The following is a 16349-nucleotide window of genomic DNA, read 5'->3' as shown; positions in this document are numbered from 1 at the left end:
ACTTGTGATCAGATACGGAGATTTCCTTGCGGTCGACGGCGTCGACATGACGGTCAAGCAGGGCGAGATCGTTGGAATCATCGGACCTAATGGCGCCGGTAAGACATCGTTGCTGAATGCCGCTGCCGGACTCGTGCGGCCGTTCTCAGGCTCGGTCCGCTTCGGTGCTGACCTGCTGGAAGATGCAACGCCCGACGTACGGCTGGCCCATGGTCTGGTGCTCGTTCCGGAGGTGCGCGGCGTCTTCCCGATGATGTCCGTGCATGAGAACCTTCTCGTCGGCGCGTATCTCTGTCGAAGCACACAGGAAGTGGCGCGGCGCATCGAGCGCGTGCACCGGCTCTTTCCCATCCTCAAGGACCGGAGGGCCCAAATGGTCGGAACCATGTCCGGAGGACAGCAGCAAATGGTCGCCATTGCTTCCGGCCTGATGGCGTCACCAAAGCTGTTGATGCTGGACGAGCCTTCGATCGGTCTTGCTCCGGTTATCATCAAGGAAATCGGCCGAACCCTTGGTCGTCTGCGCGACGAGGGATTGACCATCCTGTTGTCCGAACAGAATGCCAAGCTCGCGACCGCTATTGCGGACCGAATTTACGTCGTGCAAGCTGGCCGCATCCAAATGGCGAGGACCACAGAGAGCCTCCTCGACGATCCCAAATTTGTCGAATCGTTCCTTAGCCTTTCGTAATCAGCGCTCTCGAGCCAGGGAGACAGGACATGCCGCGCTTCAAGGATTTTATGCCCAGCGGGGTCATTCCCGCGACGCTTGCGGCTTTCAATGATGATCTGTCCATCAACGAGAAGGAAACACGACGGCATCTGGCGCAATGTGCGTTCACGTCGGGTGTCACAGCGGTCACGGTCAATGGCCACGCGTCCGAGGTCCATGCCTGTTCGTTCGAGGAGCAGGAGCGGATCTTGACATTCTCGCTTGAGGAGGTTGGTGACAAGGTACCGCTCATCAGCGGTGTCTATGCCGACGGATCGCAGGAGGCGGCAAGGATCGCCAAAATGGCGGACCGCGCTGGAGCCTCGGCGCTCCTGGTGTTCCCAAGCCAGGTATTCTCTCTCGGAGGCCAGCTCCGCCCCGACATGGCGCTCGCTCATTTCAAGCGCATTGCGGACGCAACGGATCTGCCGCTGATCCTGTTCCAGTATCCGGCATCCAGCCTGGTCAACTATCCCTTCGACACCTTGCTCAGCCTTTTTGATGCCATTCCGAGCATCAAGGCGATGAAGGATTGGTGCAATGATCCAATGCTGCACGAGCGCCACATCCGGACCTTCCAGAATCTTCCAAAGCCGGTAAACGTCCTCACGACACATAGCTCCTGGCTGATGTCATCGCTTGCGATGGGGGCAAAAGGCTTGCTCTCGGGAGCCGGAAGTGTGATCGCGGATTTGCAGGCGGCCCTGTTTGATGCGATCAGCTCTGATGATCTGGCCACTGCAAAGGCGATCAATGATCGCATGGTTCCATTGCAGCAGGTGTTATACGCGCCACCGTTCCTGGATATGCACAACCGCATGAAAGAGATGCTCGTGATGTTGGGGCGTCTCGACGAGGCTGTCGTGCGTCCTCCACTCGTCAAATTGTCGGACCAGGAGCTGGCGCGGTTGCGGCAGGCGGTTGCCGAGGCAGGGCTCCGGAAGGAAGGCGCTTTCCGTCAAGCGGCCGAATAGACGAAGTGCGCAAGCTTGCCGACAGTGGATTTGATAACTCCGCTGTACGGCTCGTTTCAGCGGTGTGCCAATCGCACCTCATGTGGCCGCCGCGAAGGGGGAGCGTCGGTGTGACGAGGGCCATGGATAATCCACGGCCCTCTGCTGCAAAGCGTTAGCTCATCGTCGGCATCACGAACTCGGCGCCAGTGCGGATACCGATCGGCCAACGGGTCGTGATGTCTTGAGCTTGGTATAGAACCGGACGCCCTCGGGGCCGTGCATGTGGTGATCGCCGAACAGAGATACCTTCCAGCCACCGAAGGAGTGGAACGCCATTGGAACGGGGATCGGAACGTTGATGCCAACCATGCCCACTTGGGAGTGCTGGCAAGGCCAATTCGCGAGCAGGTCAGTACGGTACGCGGCGTACAACCGGCTTTCGATGCTGACCCGCCGAGCTCGCTCTGCTTGCGCGCATGGCAATGCCGACAAGTGGGCGGAGTTCGTATCGTGTTTTCCGCTTTAGCACTTGCTACCACTTGCCAATCGTCGCGCGAGAAAAGCCGTCATGGAGAGTGACTGAGCCTGGCCATTTCTGAGAGGACCACGTTCGTGCCAATACCCCTCCGCCGTTTCCGGAGAGGAACAAGAGAATACGCCGACCTACGTTTGATCGGCTGGCGGTGTGTCTCTTGACCTGAGCTTTTCACCTATTGAGAGTGATCTTCCCAGCGCTTGCGCGACGTCTCGCAGAGCTGTCAATCGGTCGGGGAGTTGTTCATTCATGATCCGCTGCAGCGGGCCCGTCATTCCGAGCGCATAAAACACGCGTCGATCGGACAGGAATATAGGCACCGCAATCGCGGCCAGGCCTTCGTCGATCTCTCCGATGCAAGTCGCATAGCCCCTAGCTCTGACCGCTGCGAGCTCCTGTTCGACCCAAGTGCGGTCGTTCCGGGTGTTAGCCGTGAGAATCGGAAGGTCAGCCGACATCGCTTCGGCCAATACGGCTTCACTTTGATATGCGATGATCGCCTTGGCTGTCGCGGCCGCATGCACTGGCATCTCGATCCCCGGCTGCACATAGCTGCGCCAGCGCACGTCAGGTGACATGGAAATCGCAACGACGACGCGTGCGCCGATCAAGCGGGTCAGATAGCAGGCTTCTGACGTCGCGTCGGTCAGCTGCTGCAAATGTCCGCGGGCGAGCGCGCTGATCCATCCATCATCAGCGGTTGCGTGCAAAAGACGCAGCAGACGGTCGCCAAGCTGATAAGCACGGCCACCGATATTGTCTTTCGCAAGCCCAGCGCGCACCAAGCCCTTGAGCAGCCGGTGTGCAGACGTCTTCGGAAGATCGAGCAACGAGGACACGTCTGCCAGGGTGAGTGCACCAGGAAACGTGGCCACGAGCTCCAGCACTTGCATGTAGCGGTCGAGCGGGCCCGCCGCTTCATCTGACGTTGCCATTCAGGATGTCCTCGAGGCGGAAACTTTGTGCATGCGTGCCTAACCCAGCGGCTTGACTCGGCCGACGTGAGCAGATTAGCCTTACGCAATATCGGAATATTGTTCCGGAAATCGGAACGAAAGTCAATAGTAAATTGCAGGGGAGGCCCGGCGGGGCATCAGCGACCCCAGGGGCTCAGAAGGGACAAACATGAGGATGACGAGGCAGGAGTTCTTGAAAGCGTTGCTCGCGGCGGCGGCGATGCCGTGGGCGGCGGCAGCCCGCGCGCAACAGGGGAGCCCGATCGTCGTCGGCGCGACAGTGCCGATGACCGGACCGCTGTCGCTTACCGGCAAGCAGTATCACAACTCGCTGATGATGGCCGAAGAGGATATCAACAAGGCGGGCGGCATCAACGGACGCAACCTCAAGATCGTGTTTGAGGATACGCAGGCGTCCAACAGCACGGCGGTGAATGCCTTCGTCAAGCTGGCACAGGAAACCAAGCCTGCGCTGTTCTTCCTGTCGAGCTATTCGACACAGAATCTGGCAGTGGCGCCTGAGCTGAAGAAGGTCCAGGTGCCGGCGTTCTACGCGGGCGGGGCAGATGCGGTGGCCGAAAGCGGCAATGAGTGGATGTTCCGCGTGCGACCGGCCGACAGCGTGTCCGCCGAAGGCATGGTGCAGTGCGCGCTCAATGTGCTGAAGGCGAAGAAGCCCGGCATTCTCTACATCCAGAACGACTTCGGACAAGGCGGCGCCCAAACGGCGGCCAAGCGTTTCGAAGCCGCCGGTGTGACCGTCGCTGGCATGGAAGCTTATGGACAGAACGATAAGGATTTTTCGGCGCAGTTGCTCGGTCTGCGCGGCAAGGGCGTCGATGTCATCCTGATCTTCAACTATCCGCAGGACGGCGCGCTGGTTTTGCGGCAGGCGAAGTTGCTCGGCCTCAAGATGCCGCTCGTCACGTCGTCGGCGGCATTGGTGCCGGCGGCGCTGCAACTTCTGTCGCCGGCCGATCTCGACGGTGTGTGGGGGGTGGTCGACACCTTCATTGACCCGGCGGTAGGCGGGCGCATGCAGGATTTTGTCGAACGCTACAAGACGAAATTCGGCACCGATCCGGATCCCTACGGGCTTGCCTACTACGATGGCGCGATGCTCGCGGCCGAGGGCCTGCGCAAGGCGGGGACCGATCCCAAAGCGCTGCGGGACTGGCTGGCCGCCGTGAAAGACTGGCGGGGCATCGGCCACGTCTACTCCTACGACGCCAAGGGCAATGGCGTATTCGATCTGGCGGTCGTGAAATCCAAGACGGGGACCAAATCGCTGGAGCTGGTTCAGAGCATCAAGCTGAACTGACGCTCGAAGTGCCGATGCGCGGGTGCGCCCGTGCTGCGGATCACTGCAAATCATGCCGCGGGCGGGCTGAACCTCCGCCCGCAACCGTCGGCGATCATCGAAGCCGCCCTGCAACACACGACTAGGACGACATGACGGATTTCATCCAGCTGTTCATCAACGGACTTGCGATCGGTGGCGTCTATGCGCTCGCCGCAATCGGGTTCGTCATTGTCTATTCCGCCACCGGCGTCGTGAACTTCGCTGCCGGACAGTTCGTGATGTTCGGCACTTTCGCCGGCGTGGCCATGCTGCTCAATGCCGAGCTACCCTGGCCAGTGGGCTACGGCGCGGCCCTACTGGCGATGGCGCTGTTCGGGGCGCTGTTTTTTGCGGTGCTTTATCTGCCGCTGCGCAAGAGCCCGGTGGTGACCATCATCATCGGCACAGTCGCGATCGGCATCACGATGCAGAACGCGGCGCTGCTGGCGTTCGGGTCCTGGCCGTTTCGGTTGCCGTCACCGGTGGAGGGGGTGAATCTCACGATCGCAGGCGCCACGATATCTGCCCATGCCATCGCGGTCGTGGTTGTCACTGCCGTCATGGTTGCTCTGCTCTGGCTCCTATTCTTTCGTACCTCGCTTGGGATCGGCATGCGCGCAGTGGCGCAGGACATCCAGGCGGCGCGGTTGATGGGCCTCAAGGTCAACCGTCTGCTGGCGCTGTCGTGGGTCCTTGCTGCGCTGCTCGCGGGCATCGCGGGCTTGATGCTTGGTCCGATGTGGTTTGCCGACACCAGCATGGGCGATCCAATTGCGCTCAAGGCGTTCGCGGCCACCATCATCGGCGGCTTCGGCAGTCTGCCGGGCGCGATTGTCGGCGGCCTGTTCGTGGGGCTCAGCGAGGTGCTCGGCGCATCCTACGTCTCCTCGGCCTACAAGGATTTGATTTCCTTCGGGATCATGATCTTGTTCCTGCTGGTGCGGCCGCAGGGTGTGTTCGGTGAACGCGTCCAGGATCGGGGCTGATCGATGTCGATGCGCTTTCCGCTCCTGCTTGGCATTGTGATCCTGATCGCGGGTCTCGGCCTGTCGATGCTGCTGACCGACTATCATCTTCGGCTGCTCAATCTCGCGGTGATCTCTGCGATCGCCGTCATCGGTCTTAACTTTGCCTTCGGTTATGCCGGGCTGATCTCGCTTGGCCATGCGGCCTTCGTCGGCACCGGCGCCTACGGCATGGCACTGCTGACCACGCTGCTGGGATGGTCGCCATGGCTGGCGCTGCCCGTCGCAGTGGCCGGCACGGCGATCTTCGCCGTGCTGATCGGCCTTCCGCTCCTGCGGCTGAAGGGCCATTATCTCGCGCTGGCGACGCTGGGTCTCAACGTCTCATTCTCCATTGTCGCCGCCAACTGGATTGAGCTGACCGGCGGCACCAACGGCATCTCGCGCATCCCCGAGCTGCAGGTCGCAGGCCATGCTTTGGCTGACGAGCGCAGTTACCTGTGGTTCGCGCTCGCGGTGCTGGCGGTCTCCGCTGCCATCGCCGGGCTCATTCATGCCTCGCGCCACGGGCGGGCGATGATCGCGGTGCGCGACGACGAGACGGCGGCGTCCATGACAGGTATCGACGTCACGCGGGTGAAGATCGCGGCGTTTGTGCTGTCGTCGATCTATGCCGCCGTCGCCGGGGGCCTGTTCGCCTGCCATATGCGCTTCATCTCGCCGGAGGACTTCAGTTATGCGCACTCCATCACTTACCTTGCGATGCTGATCGTCGGCGGCGAAGGCTCGATCGTGGGGGCCATCCTGGGGGCGCTGCTCCTGACCTTCCTGCCCGAATGGCTGCGCTTTCTCGGCTCAGCCTATCTGGCGTTCTTTGGTCTTTTTGTTCTTGCCATTCTCGTCTTCCTGCCTTCGGGCCTTGTCGGCTTCCGCTGGCCAGGCAGCCTCCGGCGGGACGGGCGCTCGAAAGAGCCGGCGATGGTCGCTGCATCGAAGGAGGTGCGCCCATGAGCTTGCTGCACGCCACCGGAATCGCCAAGCGTTATGGAGGGCTCACCGCGCTCTCGGATGTCGAGCTTTCGGTCGGAGAGGATGAATTCATCGCGGTCATCGGCCCCAACGGTGCCGGCAAATCGACTCTGCTCAATGTCCTGACCGGGCTGGTCCTGCCTGACAAGGGCAGGGTGTTGCTCGAAGGACGCGACATGACGCGGGCGGCGGCTCACAAGCGAGTCCGCGCTGGCTTGGGGCGAACTTTCCAGCACGGGCGGCCGTTCGCGAGGTTGAGCGTGCTGGAGAACGTCATGGCCGGCGCGGCCATCCAAAGCCGTCGCAGCGAGGCGGAGCTGCGCAAGCAGGCGATGACGGTGCTCGACCAGATGGGTCTTGCGGTGGACGCGCAGGCGGCGATCGGATCGCTGTCCTATGGGCGCCGGCGCATGGTCGAAATGTGTCGAGCACTCGCCTGCGAACCGCGCGTGCTGTTGCTTGACGAACCTGCCGCCGGCCTCAACTCTGCCGAGGTTGATCAACTGGCCGACCGGCTCTCGGACCTGCGGGCGAAACATCGGCTCGCCATCGTGTTGATCGAGCACAACATGGGCATGGTGATGCGACTGGCGCAGCGCATCGTCGTGCTCAATTTCGGCTGCAAGATCGCCGAGGGCACGCCATCCGAGATCCAGCGCGATCCCGCAGTGCTGTCGGCTTATCTCGGCGAAGGTCATCGTCATGCTGGCGTGTAAGGATCTGACCGTCGCGTATGGCGACATCGTCGCGCTGCAGGGCGTGACGCTGGAGGTGGGGCGGGGCGAGACGGTCGCCCTGATCGGCGCCAACGGCGCCGGCAAGACCACGCTGCTGCACGCGATCTCGGGCCTGAACCCGGTTCAGTCCGGCGACATCATGTTCGAAGGCACATCGGTTGCGCGGCTCGCCAGCGATCGTCGCGTCGCGCTTGGAATCGCCCAGGCGCCGGAAGGCCGACGGATTTTTCCTGGCCTGACGGTGGAGGAGAACCTGGCACTCGCCACGGTAAACTGGCGACGCTGGCGTCAGCCGATCTCCGGCGATCTCGCACGGGTGTTCGATTTGTTTCCGCGCCTGAAGGAGCGGCGTCGGCAGCTCGGCTGGTCGCTGTCTGGAGGTGAGCAGCAGATGCTGGCGATCGGACGGGCACTGATGGCGCGCCCGCGCTTGCTTCTGCTCGACGAGCCGTCACTTGGCCTCGCACCGCGCCTGGCCGAAGAAGTCTACGAGCGGGTGAGGCAGATCGCTGACAGCGGGCTCACAATCCTGGTGGTGGAGCAAAATACGGTCCTGGCGTTGTCGGTGGCGGACCGGGCCTACGTCCTGGAGACGGGCCGCATCGTCCTTCATGGCGCCGCTGACGATCTCAAACAGAACACGCGCGTCCGCGAAGCCTATCTCGGACGCTGACCTCTCGGAAAAGGAGACAAGACAATGTATCCTGACATGACTTCGCGGTCGAAAGCGCTCTACGAGCGCGCGCTGACGAGCCTGCCGGGCGGCAACACCCGCACAACGGTGTTCATGAAGCCTTATCCGGTCTACGCCGCGAAAGGGGCGGGGTGCCGGGTCTGGGACGTGGACGGCAATGAACTGATCGACTGTATCAACAACTTCACCTCTCTGATTCACGGTCATGCCCATCCGGTGCTGATCGAGGCCGCCACGCGGCAGCTCGCGCTCGGCTCCGCATTCGGCATGCCGACCGAGTCCGAGATTGATCTTGCCGAGCTACTCGCCGCACGCCTGCCGTCGGTGGACCAGGTGCGGTTCGCCAACTCCGGCACGGAAGCCGTGATGATGGCGCTGAAGGCAGCGCGTGCGTTTACCGGGCGACCGAAGATCGCCAAGTGTGAGGGCGCGTATCATGGTTCCTACGACTATGCCGAAGTCAGCCTCGATCCGGCGCCGGCAGACTGGAACGGCAACGCGCCAGTCTCCGTTGCCTATGCCAAAGGCACTCCGGACAACGTGCTGGCCGATGTCGTGACGATCCCCTTCAACGATATTGACGGGGCCGTCAGCCTGATCCGCGAGCACGGCCGCGATCTCGCCTGCGTGCTGGTCGATCCGATGCCGAACCGCGCCGGGCTCGTACCTGCCGACAGGGCCTATCTGGAGGCGCTGCGCCAAGCGACGCGTGAAGTCGACGCGCTGCTGGTATTCGATGAGGTGATTTCCTTCCGCCTCGGCTACCACGGCGCCCAGGGACTGTGGGGCATCGATCCTGACCTGACCACGCTCGGCAAGATCATCGGCGGCGGGTTTCCGGTCGGCGCGATCGCCGGCAAGAGGGATGTCATGGCGGTATTCGATCCGAGCAAGGGTAAACCCGCGCTGCCTCATGGCGGTACGTTCTCGGCCAATCCGGTTACCATGCGCGCCGGCCTCGCGGCCATGGAGCTACTGGACGAGAACGCATTCGTGCGTCTGGATGCGATCGGCGAGGCCGTGCGAAAGGGCATCAACGATGCATTCCGTCGCCATGGCTTACCGGGCACCGCGGTCGGTCTTGGGTCGCTGCTGAAAATCCACTTCTCCGAACGGCCAATCCGCGACTACCGGTCGGCCTACATGACCGAAGGCGAGGCCAAACGGCAGACCCTGTTCAATCTGGAGTTTCTCAATCGCGGCATTCTCGCCGCCGGCTATGGCCTGATGGCGCTGTCGCTGCCGATGACGGACGCTGATATCGAGATCATCATCGGTGCGGCATCGGACGCACTGGCGCAGGTTGCTGCAAAAGCCTGACGCGTCCTTGTGTCGTTGAGGTTGGTAAAGGCGCCGCGTGGGAGCCAATCGGGCCATCACGCCGCAAAGCAATATTGTCTGAGATAGGTGCGAGAATGCCCCACAAGGTCGATCCCATCACTCGGTCCGTCGTTCAGCATCGGCTGAGCTCGATCGTGGCCGAAATGGGCGAAGCAATGCTTCGCACATCCTATTCACAGATACTCAACTCGAGCCGTGACTTTTCGCTCGCGATCTGTGACGCCCAGTCCCGGCTGATCGCCCAGGCCGACCACATCCCGGTCCATGTCGGCGCGCTGCCCTGGGCGACGCGTGCGGTGGAGGAGCGCTTCGAGAAGGTCGCGCCCGGCGACGTCATCCTGATGAATGACCCCTATCACGGCGGCAGCCATCTGCCTGATCTGACCGCGTTCGTGCCGGTGTTCGACGGCGATCGGCGGCTGTTCTGGAGCATCGTGCGTGCGCACCAGAGCGATATCGGCGGCGCGACGCATGGTGCCTACAATCCGGATGCCACTGAAATCTGGCAGGAAGGGTTGCGCGTTCCGCCCATCAAGCTCTATGAGGCCGGCCGGCTGCGCGACGATATCCTCGACATGCTGGCGCTGAACGTGCGCAATGCCTACGACTTCCGGGGTGACCTTGCGGCCATGATCGGCGCTGCGCACATGGGCGAGCGGCGGATGGGGAGGCTGTTTGCCGAATTCGGCGCGCCCGTCGTCGAAGCTGCGATCGAATCGATTCTCGATGCCGCCGAGCAGCAGACGCGTGCGGTGGTCTCGACCTGGAAGGACGGCGTGTTCTATGGGGAAGCCTTCCTCGACGATGACGGTCATGGTCGCAGTGATATCCGCATTGCTGCCAAGGTCACCAAGTCGGGCAGCAAGATCGAGGTCGATCTGTCGGACTCCGACCCGCAGAGCACGAGCTTCGTCAATTCGTCGCACGCCAACATGCATGCGGCGGTGGTGATGGCGTTTGCGTATCTGATCGATGCTGAAATTCCCAAGAACGCTGGCGCATTGCGGCCGCTCACGGTGGTTGCCAAGCAGGGCACGATCGTTTGGGCCGATCCGGGCCGGCCGGTGACGCTGTGCACCAGCCATCCGTCCAACGAGATCGTGGAGGCGGTGATCAAGGCGCTCTCGGCATCGTGTCCGGACCGAGCCATGGGGGGCTGGAGCCGGCGATTCCGTATCGCGGTGCAGGGCGAGGATCCTCGCAGCGGGCGCAGCTTCATCTGGCATATGTTTCAGGCGCGCCCGGGCGGTGGCGCTTCGTCGCGCGGTGACGGCTGGTCCTCGATCGGCGAATGGCACACGGTCGGCGGACTCAAGTTCGGCAGCATCGAGGTCGCGGAGGCGCGTTTCCCGTTGCACTTTCGTCATCATGAGTATCGGCCCGACTCCGGCGGTGACGGTCAGTTCCGCGGCGGCCTCGGGGTTGCGCTTGACCTCGTCTTCGAAGTCGAGAAGCCGGCGCTCGGCAACACGGCGGGCGACGGAACCCGGCACGGCGCGTGCGGCATGCTGGGTGGGAAGGACGGTGCGCCGCATCACTACCGTCTGCTGTCCGCCGGACGGCCGCCGCGTGTGTTGCGAACCAAAGAGGTCGGCATCGAGATTCATCCGGGAGATTGCCTAGAAGTGCGCTCTGCCGGCGGCGGAGGATGGGGGCTGCCGGAGCGACGCACGGAGCAGGCGCGCCGACGCGATGAGGTGTGCGGCTTCGTGACTTCAAGCTCAACGACAGAAGTGGTTCAGTAACGATGTTGACGATCGGCATTGACGTTGGCGGTACCTTCACCGATCTGGTCGCCATCGACGCGACCGGGCGCACCGTATTCGCGAAATCGCCTTCCACGCCGCAGGATCAGTCGATCGGCGTGATGAGTGGGCTCGACGAACTCGCGCGCCGCCTCGACCTGTCGCGCGCCGAGATGCTGGCGATGACACAGCGACTGGTGCACGGCACCACGGTTGCGACGAACGCGCTGCTTGAACGCAAGGGCGCGAAGGTTGCACTCGTGACCACGGAAGGCCACCGCGACGTGATCGAGATGCGCGAGGGATTGAAAGGCAACCGCTACGACCTGCGGACGCCGCCGCCGGAGCCGCTGGTGCCGCGCGAACTGCGCTTCGGCGTGCGCGAGCGACTGCGGCCCAACGGTGAGGTGCTGGCTCCACTCGACGAAGCTTCGCTCGGCGAGGCTATCGCGGCGATCCGTGCCTCCGGCGCCACGTCGGTCGCGGTCTGCTTCCTGCATTCCTACCGCAACCCCGCCCATGAGATCGCGGCAGCCGAGCGGCTTGCGCGTGAGCTGCCTGGTGTCAGCGTGTCGCGCTCGAGCGACGTGCTACCGCAGATCAAGGAGTACGAGCGCGTCTCCACCACGATCGTGAATGCCTATGTGGGCCCCGCCGTGCGACATTATCTGACCGGGCTCGAGCGCCGCCTCGCCGAAGCGGGCTTCAAGGGCAGCCTGTTCATCATCCTCTCCCATGGCGGCATGGCTCCGGTGGAGGAAGCCGGGCGCCTCGCGGCGGCGACTGTGCTGTCCGGTCCGGCGGGCGGCATCTCCGGTTGCCGGCGGTGTGCGGAACTGCTCGGCCTGCCGGATCTTGTGCCCTTCGATATGGGCGGTACCAGCACCGATATTTCCCTGATTACGGACGGGCGCGCCACGCTCTCGGCGGATGGAGGACTGGCGGATCAGCGCATTGCGCTGCGCAGCCTTGATATCGCCAGCATCGCGGCGGGCGGAGGGTCGATCGCCAGTGTTGATGCTGGCGGTATCTTTCGCGTCGGTCCCGAAAGCGCCGGCTCAATGCCAGGGCCAGCCAGCTATGGCAACGGCGGCACCGAGCCGACCGTAACGGACGCAAACATCGTCTTAGGCTATCTCGATGCGGCAGCTTTCATGGGCGGACGGCGTCCCCTGGACCGGGTTGCGGCGGAGACGGCGGTCGATCGCCTGGCAGCTTCGCTCGGAGTGACGCGCATCGAGGCGGCTGCCGGCATCTATCGACTGGTCAATCTGAAAATGGCCGATGGCATCCGATTGATGACCTTGCGTCGTGGTGTCGATCCGCGGAGATTCGCACTCCTCAGCTTCGGCGGAGCCGCGGGACTGCACGCTGCCGAAGTGGCGCGCGAGCTCGACATCAAGCGGATCATCGTGCCGACGGAAGCCTCAGTGCTGTCAGCCTGGGGGATGCTGACCAGTGACCTGCGTTACGAGGTGAGCCGTACCCATTTCGAGGCAGGCACCCGTACGACCGCCTCGGACATTCGCAAGATTTTTGCGCATATCGAGGGGCAGGCCGCCGAGCGGTTGCGCGGCTGGTTTGACGGGCCGATCGCAACGGAACGCTCCGCCGAAATGCGCTATGGCGAGCAGGTGTTCGAGGTCGACGTACCGCTCAGTGACGTCAACCTCACTGCGCCGTCGCTGGTTGCCGACATTGAAGAGCGGTTTCATCGTCGTCACGAGGAGCTCTATACCTACGCTTCCCGCGATCAGGAAGTTGTGTTCGTCAATGCGCGAGCCGCAGCCGTTGGTGCAGTTCCCAGAACTGCGCAAGCCAACGCGCCGACGCCGGCGACCGAGCCAAGTGCGCGACCCGCCGCCAAACGGCAGGCCTTCTTTGGCAATTGGCGCGAGGTGCCAGTCTACGCTTTGGAAAGACTGCGCCCGGGGCATGTGCTGGAAGGCCCCGCGATCATCGAGGCCGAGACGACAACGGTCGTCATCAACAGCGGCGATCGCGCGGCGGTCAATGCGCTGGGATGGCTCGATATCGAGCTTGGGGTCGCGGGAGAGGTTTAGGGCCGAAGCTTGTTGCCACATGGGGTGCTCGGGGAAGCTTCTATCGAGCGTGGCCGCAAATTTCAGCTTGAAATGGGGGGTAAGAATCCGCTTGTTGTGCTCGACGACGCAGATCTCACCGTCGCCGTGGAGGCTGCTGTGAATTCTGCCTTCTTCTCGACCGGCCAACGCTGCACGGCCTCTTCCCGCCTCATCGTGACGAAGAGCGTCCACGACAAATTCGTGGCCGCGCTCCGTGAACGTCTCAAAAACATCGTCGTGGACGACACGCCGTTTGGCCTTTCCTCTGGCATAGCCACGACGAGTCTCAAGCATGCCACACATTTCAAGCGCAATGCGGAAGCTGACATGGTGATGGTGAACCTACCTACTGCGGGCGTCGATTTCCATGTACCGTTCGGTGGCCGCAAGAGCTCCTCTTACGGAGCGAGAGAGCAGGGCAAATATGTCGCCGAACTCTTCACCACGGTGAAGACGGCATATACGTTGCCCTGATAGACATGAAAGTGGAGGCGGAGCACCCCAGCGGAGCATAAGGATGAGGCGATGAACGAGATAATTGGTTACCCCGACCCCGGCCTCGACCTGTCGGACGGCTTCAAGCCGCACACCTCGCACTGGGGCGTGTTCTCGGCGCGTCACAGCGAGGCTGGACTCGAAGTCAGGCCTTATGCGGGGGATCCTGATCCGAACGGCATCATCGGCAACTTCCCCGGCGCGTTGCGCCACCAGGCTCGCATCGCCCAGCCCGCGATCCGCCGCGGCTGGCTTGAGCGTGGTCCCGGCCCCGATGATCGCCGCGGCCGCGACGAATTCGTGTCCGTCAGCTGGGAGAAGGCGCTCGACCTCCTTGCCGGTGAGCTATCGCGCATCCGCGACACACGCGGCCCCGGTGCGGTCTTCGGCGGTTCCTATGGCTGGTCGAGCGCCGGCCGCTTTCATCACGCACAGAGCCAAGTTCACCGCTTCCTCAACATCGCAATGGGCGGCTATGTGCGTTCGGTAAACACCTATTCCTCGGGTGCGTCCTCGGTGCTGCTGCCGCAGATCCTGGCGGGTTACGAAGACATCACCAAGCGCAACGTCACCTGGGAGCAGATCGCGGCCGAAAGCGAGATCGTGCTGGCGTTCGGCGGCATGGCGCTGAAGAACTCCATGGTGGCCGGCGGTTCGATCAGCAAGCATGTCGAGCGCGGCGCCATGGCCGCGGCGCGCCGGCGCGGCTGCGAGTTCATCCTGGTCAGCCCGCTGCGTGACGATCTGCCCGCCGAGGCCGGTGCCGAATGGATGACGCTCGTGCCCGGCACCGACACGGCCCTGATGCTCGGCATCGTCCATACGCTGGTCAGCGAAGGCCTGCATGACCAGGCCTTCCTCGATCGCTACACCCAGGGTTGGCCGGTCTTTCTGCGCTATCTGACCGGCGAGACGGATAGGCAACCCAAGAACGCTGAGTGGGCCGCCGCGATCTGTGGTGTCGACACGAACACGATCAGGAAACTCGCCCGTCGGCTTGCCGGACGGCGCGCGCTGATCACCGTTTCCCATTCCCTGCAGCGCTCGGAGCACGGCGAGCAGCCGGTCTGGATGGGCATGGTGCTGGCGGCGGCTCTGGGCCAGATCGGCCTGCCTGGAGGCGGCTACGCCTATTCGCTCGGCGCGATCGGCTATTACGGCCGCCGCGTGAACGACGTGCCGGGGCCGACGCTAGGGCAAGGCCGCAATGGTGTCGCGGATTTCATTCCAGTGGCGCGCATCGCCGATATGCTGCTCAATCCCGGCACCACCTATCGCTACAATGGCGAGACACGCGTCTATCCGGACATCCGGCTCGTCTACTGGGCAGGCGGCAATCCCTTCCATCACCACCAGGATCTCAACCGCCTGCGCAAAGCCTTCGCCCGGCTCGACACGCTGGTTGTGCATGAGCTCGCCTGGACCGCCACGGCCCGGCACGCCGACATCGTTCTGCCCTGCACGATGACGCTCGAGCGCGAGGACATCGGCTATTCCACCAACGATCCACTGATGGTCGCCATGCACCGGATCGCCGAACCGTTTGGCCTTGCGCGCGATGACTATGAGATCTTCTCCGATATTGCCGAGCGTCTCGGGAGTCGTGAGGCCTTCACCGAAGGCCGCACGGCACGGCAGTGGCTGGCACATCTCTACGAACCGACCCGCGCCTCGCTCGCCGCGCGCGGCCTCGCGGCTCCGAGCTTCGAGGAATTCTGGGAGCGCGGCAGCATGATCGTGCCGCAACACCTCGACGACGGCGGCAAGCTGCGCCGCTTCCGCGAGGATCCGATCGCTCATCCCCTTCCGACGCCGAGCGGACGCATCGAGATTTTCTCGACGAAGATCGCGGGCCATGGCGACGCAGACTGTCCGGGCCATCCGGTCTGGCTCGAGAAGACAGATGTGCCCAAGCCGGGCTCGCCGTGTTTCCTCGTCGCCAATCAGCCGGTGACGCGTCTGCATAGCCAGCTCGACTTCGGCGGACATTCGACCGGGGCCAAGCATCGCGGCCGAGAGGTCGCGCGCATGAACCCGCGCGATGCGGACGTTCGCGGAATCGCGGATGGCGACATCATCCGCCTGTTCAACGAACGCGGCGCCTGCCTTGCCGCGGTGCACATCACCGATGGCATCGCTCCCGGTGTTGTCCAGCTACCGACCGGCGCGTGGTACGACCCGATGGATCCGGAGGAAGAGACACCACTCTGCGTTCATGGCAATCCGAATGTGCTCACCCGCGACGTCGGCACCTCATCGTTCGCGCAAGGCTGCACCGGCCAGCTTACGACTGTCGAGGTGGAACGGTTCAGCGGCAATCTGCCGCCGATCCGCGCTTTCGATCCGATGTAGCGGACGTGACATGCCCGATCGCGTCTGAGCTCTGATCGCATCGGACTGAGCGAGAATCGACGAGCTCACGCTGCGAGCTGAGGTTGAAACACCACATCGGCGTAGTAGTTGGTGGAGCTGAAAGTGTTAGTCGGGAAGAGTCCGGCCGAGTTCGTTCCTCCGTAAGCATAGACGCCATTGCCGCCTGACGTAGCGCTGGATGGCGCCGTCAGGGCTCCGCTCGTGAGCGCGCTGGTGAAGAAGTTGCTGGTGGCTGCATACTCGCCGTTTGTGTGATAGGACGCGACATAGGTGGTGTTGGCGGCGATCGAGACCGGCGTCGCCAAGGGCACGGTCTGCCAGCCGCTTGCGGTGGTGTTGGTGAAGGTGGCGCTGGCAAGCTTGGTGCCGGTCGAGCTCCACAGGT

Annotated in this window: 13 protein-coding genes and 2 pseudogenes; 12 read left to right on the top strand and 3 right to left on the bottom strand. The window is 63.2% G+C overall.

Going from position 1 to position 16349, the window contains the following annotated elements; translation table 11 throughout:
- The first annotated feature begins 46 nt into the window (after positions 1-46).
- A complete protein-coding gene (locus AC5ZG1_RS27410) occupies positions 47-691 on the top strand; it encodes an ABC transporter ATP-binding protein (protein ID WP_207230997.1) in 645 nt (214 codons plus the stop codon).
- Positions 692-720: 29 nt separating this feature from the next.
- Positions 721-1686 carry a dihydrodipicolinate synthase family protein gene (locus AC5ZG1_RS27405; protein WP_496134618.1) on the top strand — a complete coding sequence of 322 codons (966 nt, stop codon included), beginning with the start codon at positions 721-723 and terminating at the stop codon, positions 1684-1686.
- A 154-nt stretch (positions 1687-1840) separates the two neighbouring features.
- Here the strand turns inward: AC5ZG1_RS27405 and AC5ZG1_RS27400 are convergent.
- Both AC5ZG1_RS27400 and AC5ZG1_RS27395 read right to left on the bottom strand, forming a co-directional pair.
- Positions 1841-2046, bottom strand: a pseudogene (locus tag AC5ZG1_RS27400) (aldehyde dehydrogenase family protein); the annotation flags it as partial.
- Between the two features lie 285 nt (positions 2047-2331).
- Complete coding sequence (locus AC5ZG1_RS27395; RefSeq protein WP_496134617.1) at positions 2332-3138, bottom strand: IclR family transcriptional regulator; 807 nt, start codon at positions 3136-3138, stop codon at positions 2332-2334.
- 190 nt (positions 3139-3328) lie between these two features.
- On the opposite strand from AC5ZG1_RS27395, the gene AC5ZG1_RS27390 reads away from it, so the two are divergent.
- The 10 genes and pseudogenes from AC5ZG1_RS27390 to AC5ZG1_RS27345 all read left to right on the top strand — a co-directional run bounded on the left by AC5ZG1_RS27390 (position 3329) and on the right by AC5ZG1_RS27345 (position 15943).
- Positions 3329-4480: an ABC transporter substrate-binding protein gene (locus tag AC5ZG1_RS27390; RefSeq protein WP_130225236.1), complete on the top strand. Its 1152-nt coding sequence runs from the start codon at positions 3329-3331 to the stop codon at positions 4478-4480.
- Between the two features lie 131 nt (positions 4481-4611).
- Entirely contained in the window at positions 4612-5487 is an 876-nt protein-coding gene (locus tag AC5ZG1_RS27385) for a branched-chain amino acid ABC transporter permease (protein ID WP_165435162.1), read from the top strand.
- A gap of 3 nt (positions 5488-5490) precedes the next feature.
- Positions 5491-6477: a branched-chain amino acid ABC transporter permease gene (locus AC5ZG1_RS27380; protein WP_496134616.1), complete on the top strand. Its 987-nt coding sequence runs from the start codon at positions 5491-5493 to the stop codon at positions 6475-6477.
- Positions 6474-7211 carry an ABC transporter ATP-binding protein gene (locus AC5ZG1_RS27375; RefSeq protein ID WP_496134615.1) on the top strand — a complete coding sequence of 246 codons (738 nt, stop codon included), beginning with the start codon at positions 6474-6476 and terminating at the stop codon, positions 7209-7211. The genes AC5ZG1_RS27380 and AC5ZG1_RS27375 overlap by 4 nt, the downstream gene beginning before the upstream one ends.
- On the top strand, positions 7198-7905 hold the full coding sequence (locus tag AC5ZG1_RS27370) for an ABC transporter ATP-binding protein (RefSeq protein WP_496134614.1): 708 nt from the start codon (positions 7198-7200) through the stop codon (positions 7903-7905). Before AC5ZG1_RS27375 ends, AC5ZG1_RS27370 begins: the two co-directional genes overlap by 14 nt.
- 24 nt (positions 7906-7929) lie before the next feature.
- Positions 7930-9246, top strand: coding sequence for an aspartate aminotransferase family protein (locus AC5ZG1_RS27365; RefSeq protein ID WP_456644865.1), 1317 nt, complete (start codon positions 7930-7932; stop codon positions 9244-9246).
- Between the two features lie 95 nt (positions 9247-9341).
- Entirely contained in the window at positions 9342-11012 is a 1671-nt protein-coding gene (locus AC5ZG1_RS27360) for a hydantoinase B/oxoprolinase family protein (RefSeq protein WP_208824979.1), read from the top strand.
- Positions 11013-11014: 2 nt separating this feature from the next.
- Positions 11015-13075, top strand: coding sequence for a hydantoinase/oxoprolinase family protein (locus AC5ZG1_RS27355; RefSeq protein ID WP_130225243.1), 2061 nt, complete (start codon positions 11015-11017; stop codon positions 13073-13075).
- A 36-nt stretch (positions 13076-13111) separates the two neighbouring features.
- Positions 13112-13570: pseudogene (locus AC5ZG1_RS27350) on the top strand (aldehyde dehydrogenase family protein); the annotation flags it as partial.
- Positions 13571-13621: 51 nt separating this feature from the next.
- Positions 13622-15943, top strand: a complete 2322-nt coding sequence (locus AC5ZG1_RS27345; RefSeq protein WP_496134613.1) for a molybdopterin guanine dinucleotide-containing S/N-oxide reductase — start codon at positions 13622-13624, stop codon at positions 15941-15943.
- Between the two features lie 65 nt (positions 15944-16008).
- On the opposite strand, the gene AC5ZG1_RS27340 is transcribed toward AC5ZG1_RS27345, so the two are convergent.
- Positions 16009-16349 (bottom strand): DUF4082 domain-containing protein (locus tag AC5ZG1_RS27340; RefSeq protein WP_496134612.1); only part of this gene is annotated, 341 nt, incomplete at its 5' end.

The sequence above is a fragment of the Bradyrhizobium sp. Leo78 genome (assembly GCF_059512425.1).
Note: the sequence above shows the minus strand (reverse complement) of the source record. Positions and strands in the feature narration are given on the sequence as shown.

Excerpts from the sequence above, each read along its gene's own strand:
- AC5ZG1_RS27375 (WP_496134615.1), top strand. The coding sequence starts at position 6,474 with ATGAGCTTGCTGCACGCCACCGGAATCGCCAAGCGTTATGGAGGGCTC.
- AC5ZG1_RS27380 (WP_496134616.1), top strand. The coding sequence starts at position 5,491 with ATGTCGATGCGCTTTCCGCTCCTGCTTGGCATTGTGATCCTGATCGCG.
- AC5ZG1_RS27355 (WP_130225243.1), top strand. The coding sequence starts at position 11,015 with ATGTTGACGATCGGCATTGACGTTGGCGGTACCTTCACCGATCTGGTC.
- AC5ZG1_RS27385 (WP_165435162.1), top strand. The coding sequence starts at position 4,612 with ATGACGGATTTCATCCAGCTGTTCATCAACGGACTTGCGATCGGTGGC.
- AC5ZG1_RS27370 (WP_496134614.1), top strand. The coding sequence starts at position 7,198 with ATGCTGGCGTGTAAGGATCTGACCGTCGCGTATGGCGACATCGTCGCG.
- AC5ZG1_RS27345 (WP_496134613.1), top strand. The coding sequence starts at position 13,622 with ATGAACGAGATAATTGGTTACCCCGACCCCGGCCTCGACCTGTCGGAC.
- AC5ZG1_RS27365 (WP_456644865.1), top strand. The coding sequence starts at position 7,930 with ATGTATCCTGACATGACTTCGCGGTCGAAAGCGCTCTACGAGCGCGCG.
- AC5ZG1_RS27410 (WP_207230997.1), top strand. The coding sequence starts at position 47 with ATGACGGTCAAGCAGGGCGAGATCGTTGGAATCATCGGACCTAATGGC.
- AC5ZG1_RS27360 (WP_208824979.1), top strand. The coding sequence starts at position 9,342 with ATGCCCCACAAGGTCGATCCCATCACTCGGTCCGTCGTTCAGCATCGG.
- AC5ZG1_RS27390 (WP_130225236.1), top strand. The coding sequence starts at position 3,329 with ATGAGGATGACGAGGCAGGAGTTCTTGAAAGCGTTGCTCGCGGCGGCG.
- AC5ZG1_RS27395 (WP_496134617.1), bottom strand. The coding sequence starts at position 3,138 with ATGGCAACGTCAGATGAAGCGGCGGGCCCGCTCGACCGCTACATGCAA.
- AC5ZG1_RS27405 (WP_496134618.1), top strand. The coding sequence starts at position 721 with ATGCCGCGCTTCAAGGATTTTATGCCCAGCGGGGTCATTCCCGCGACG.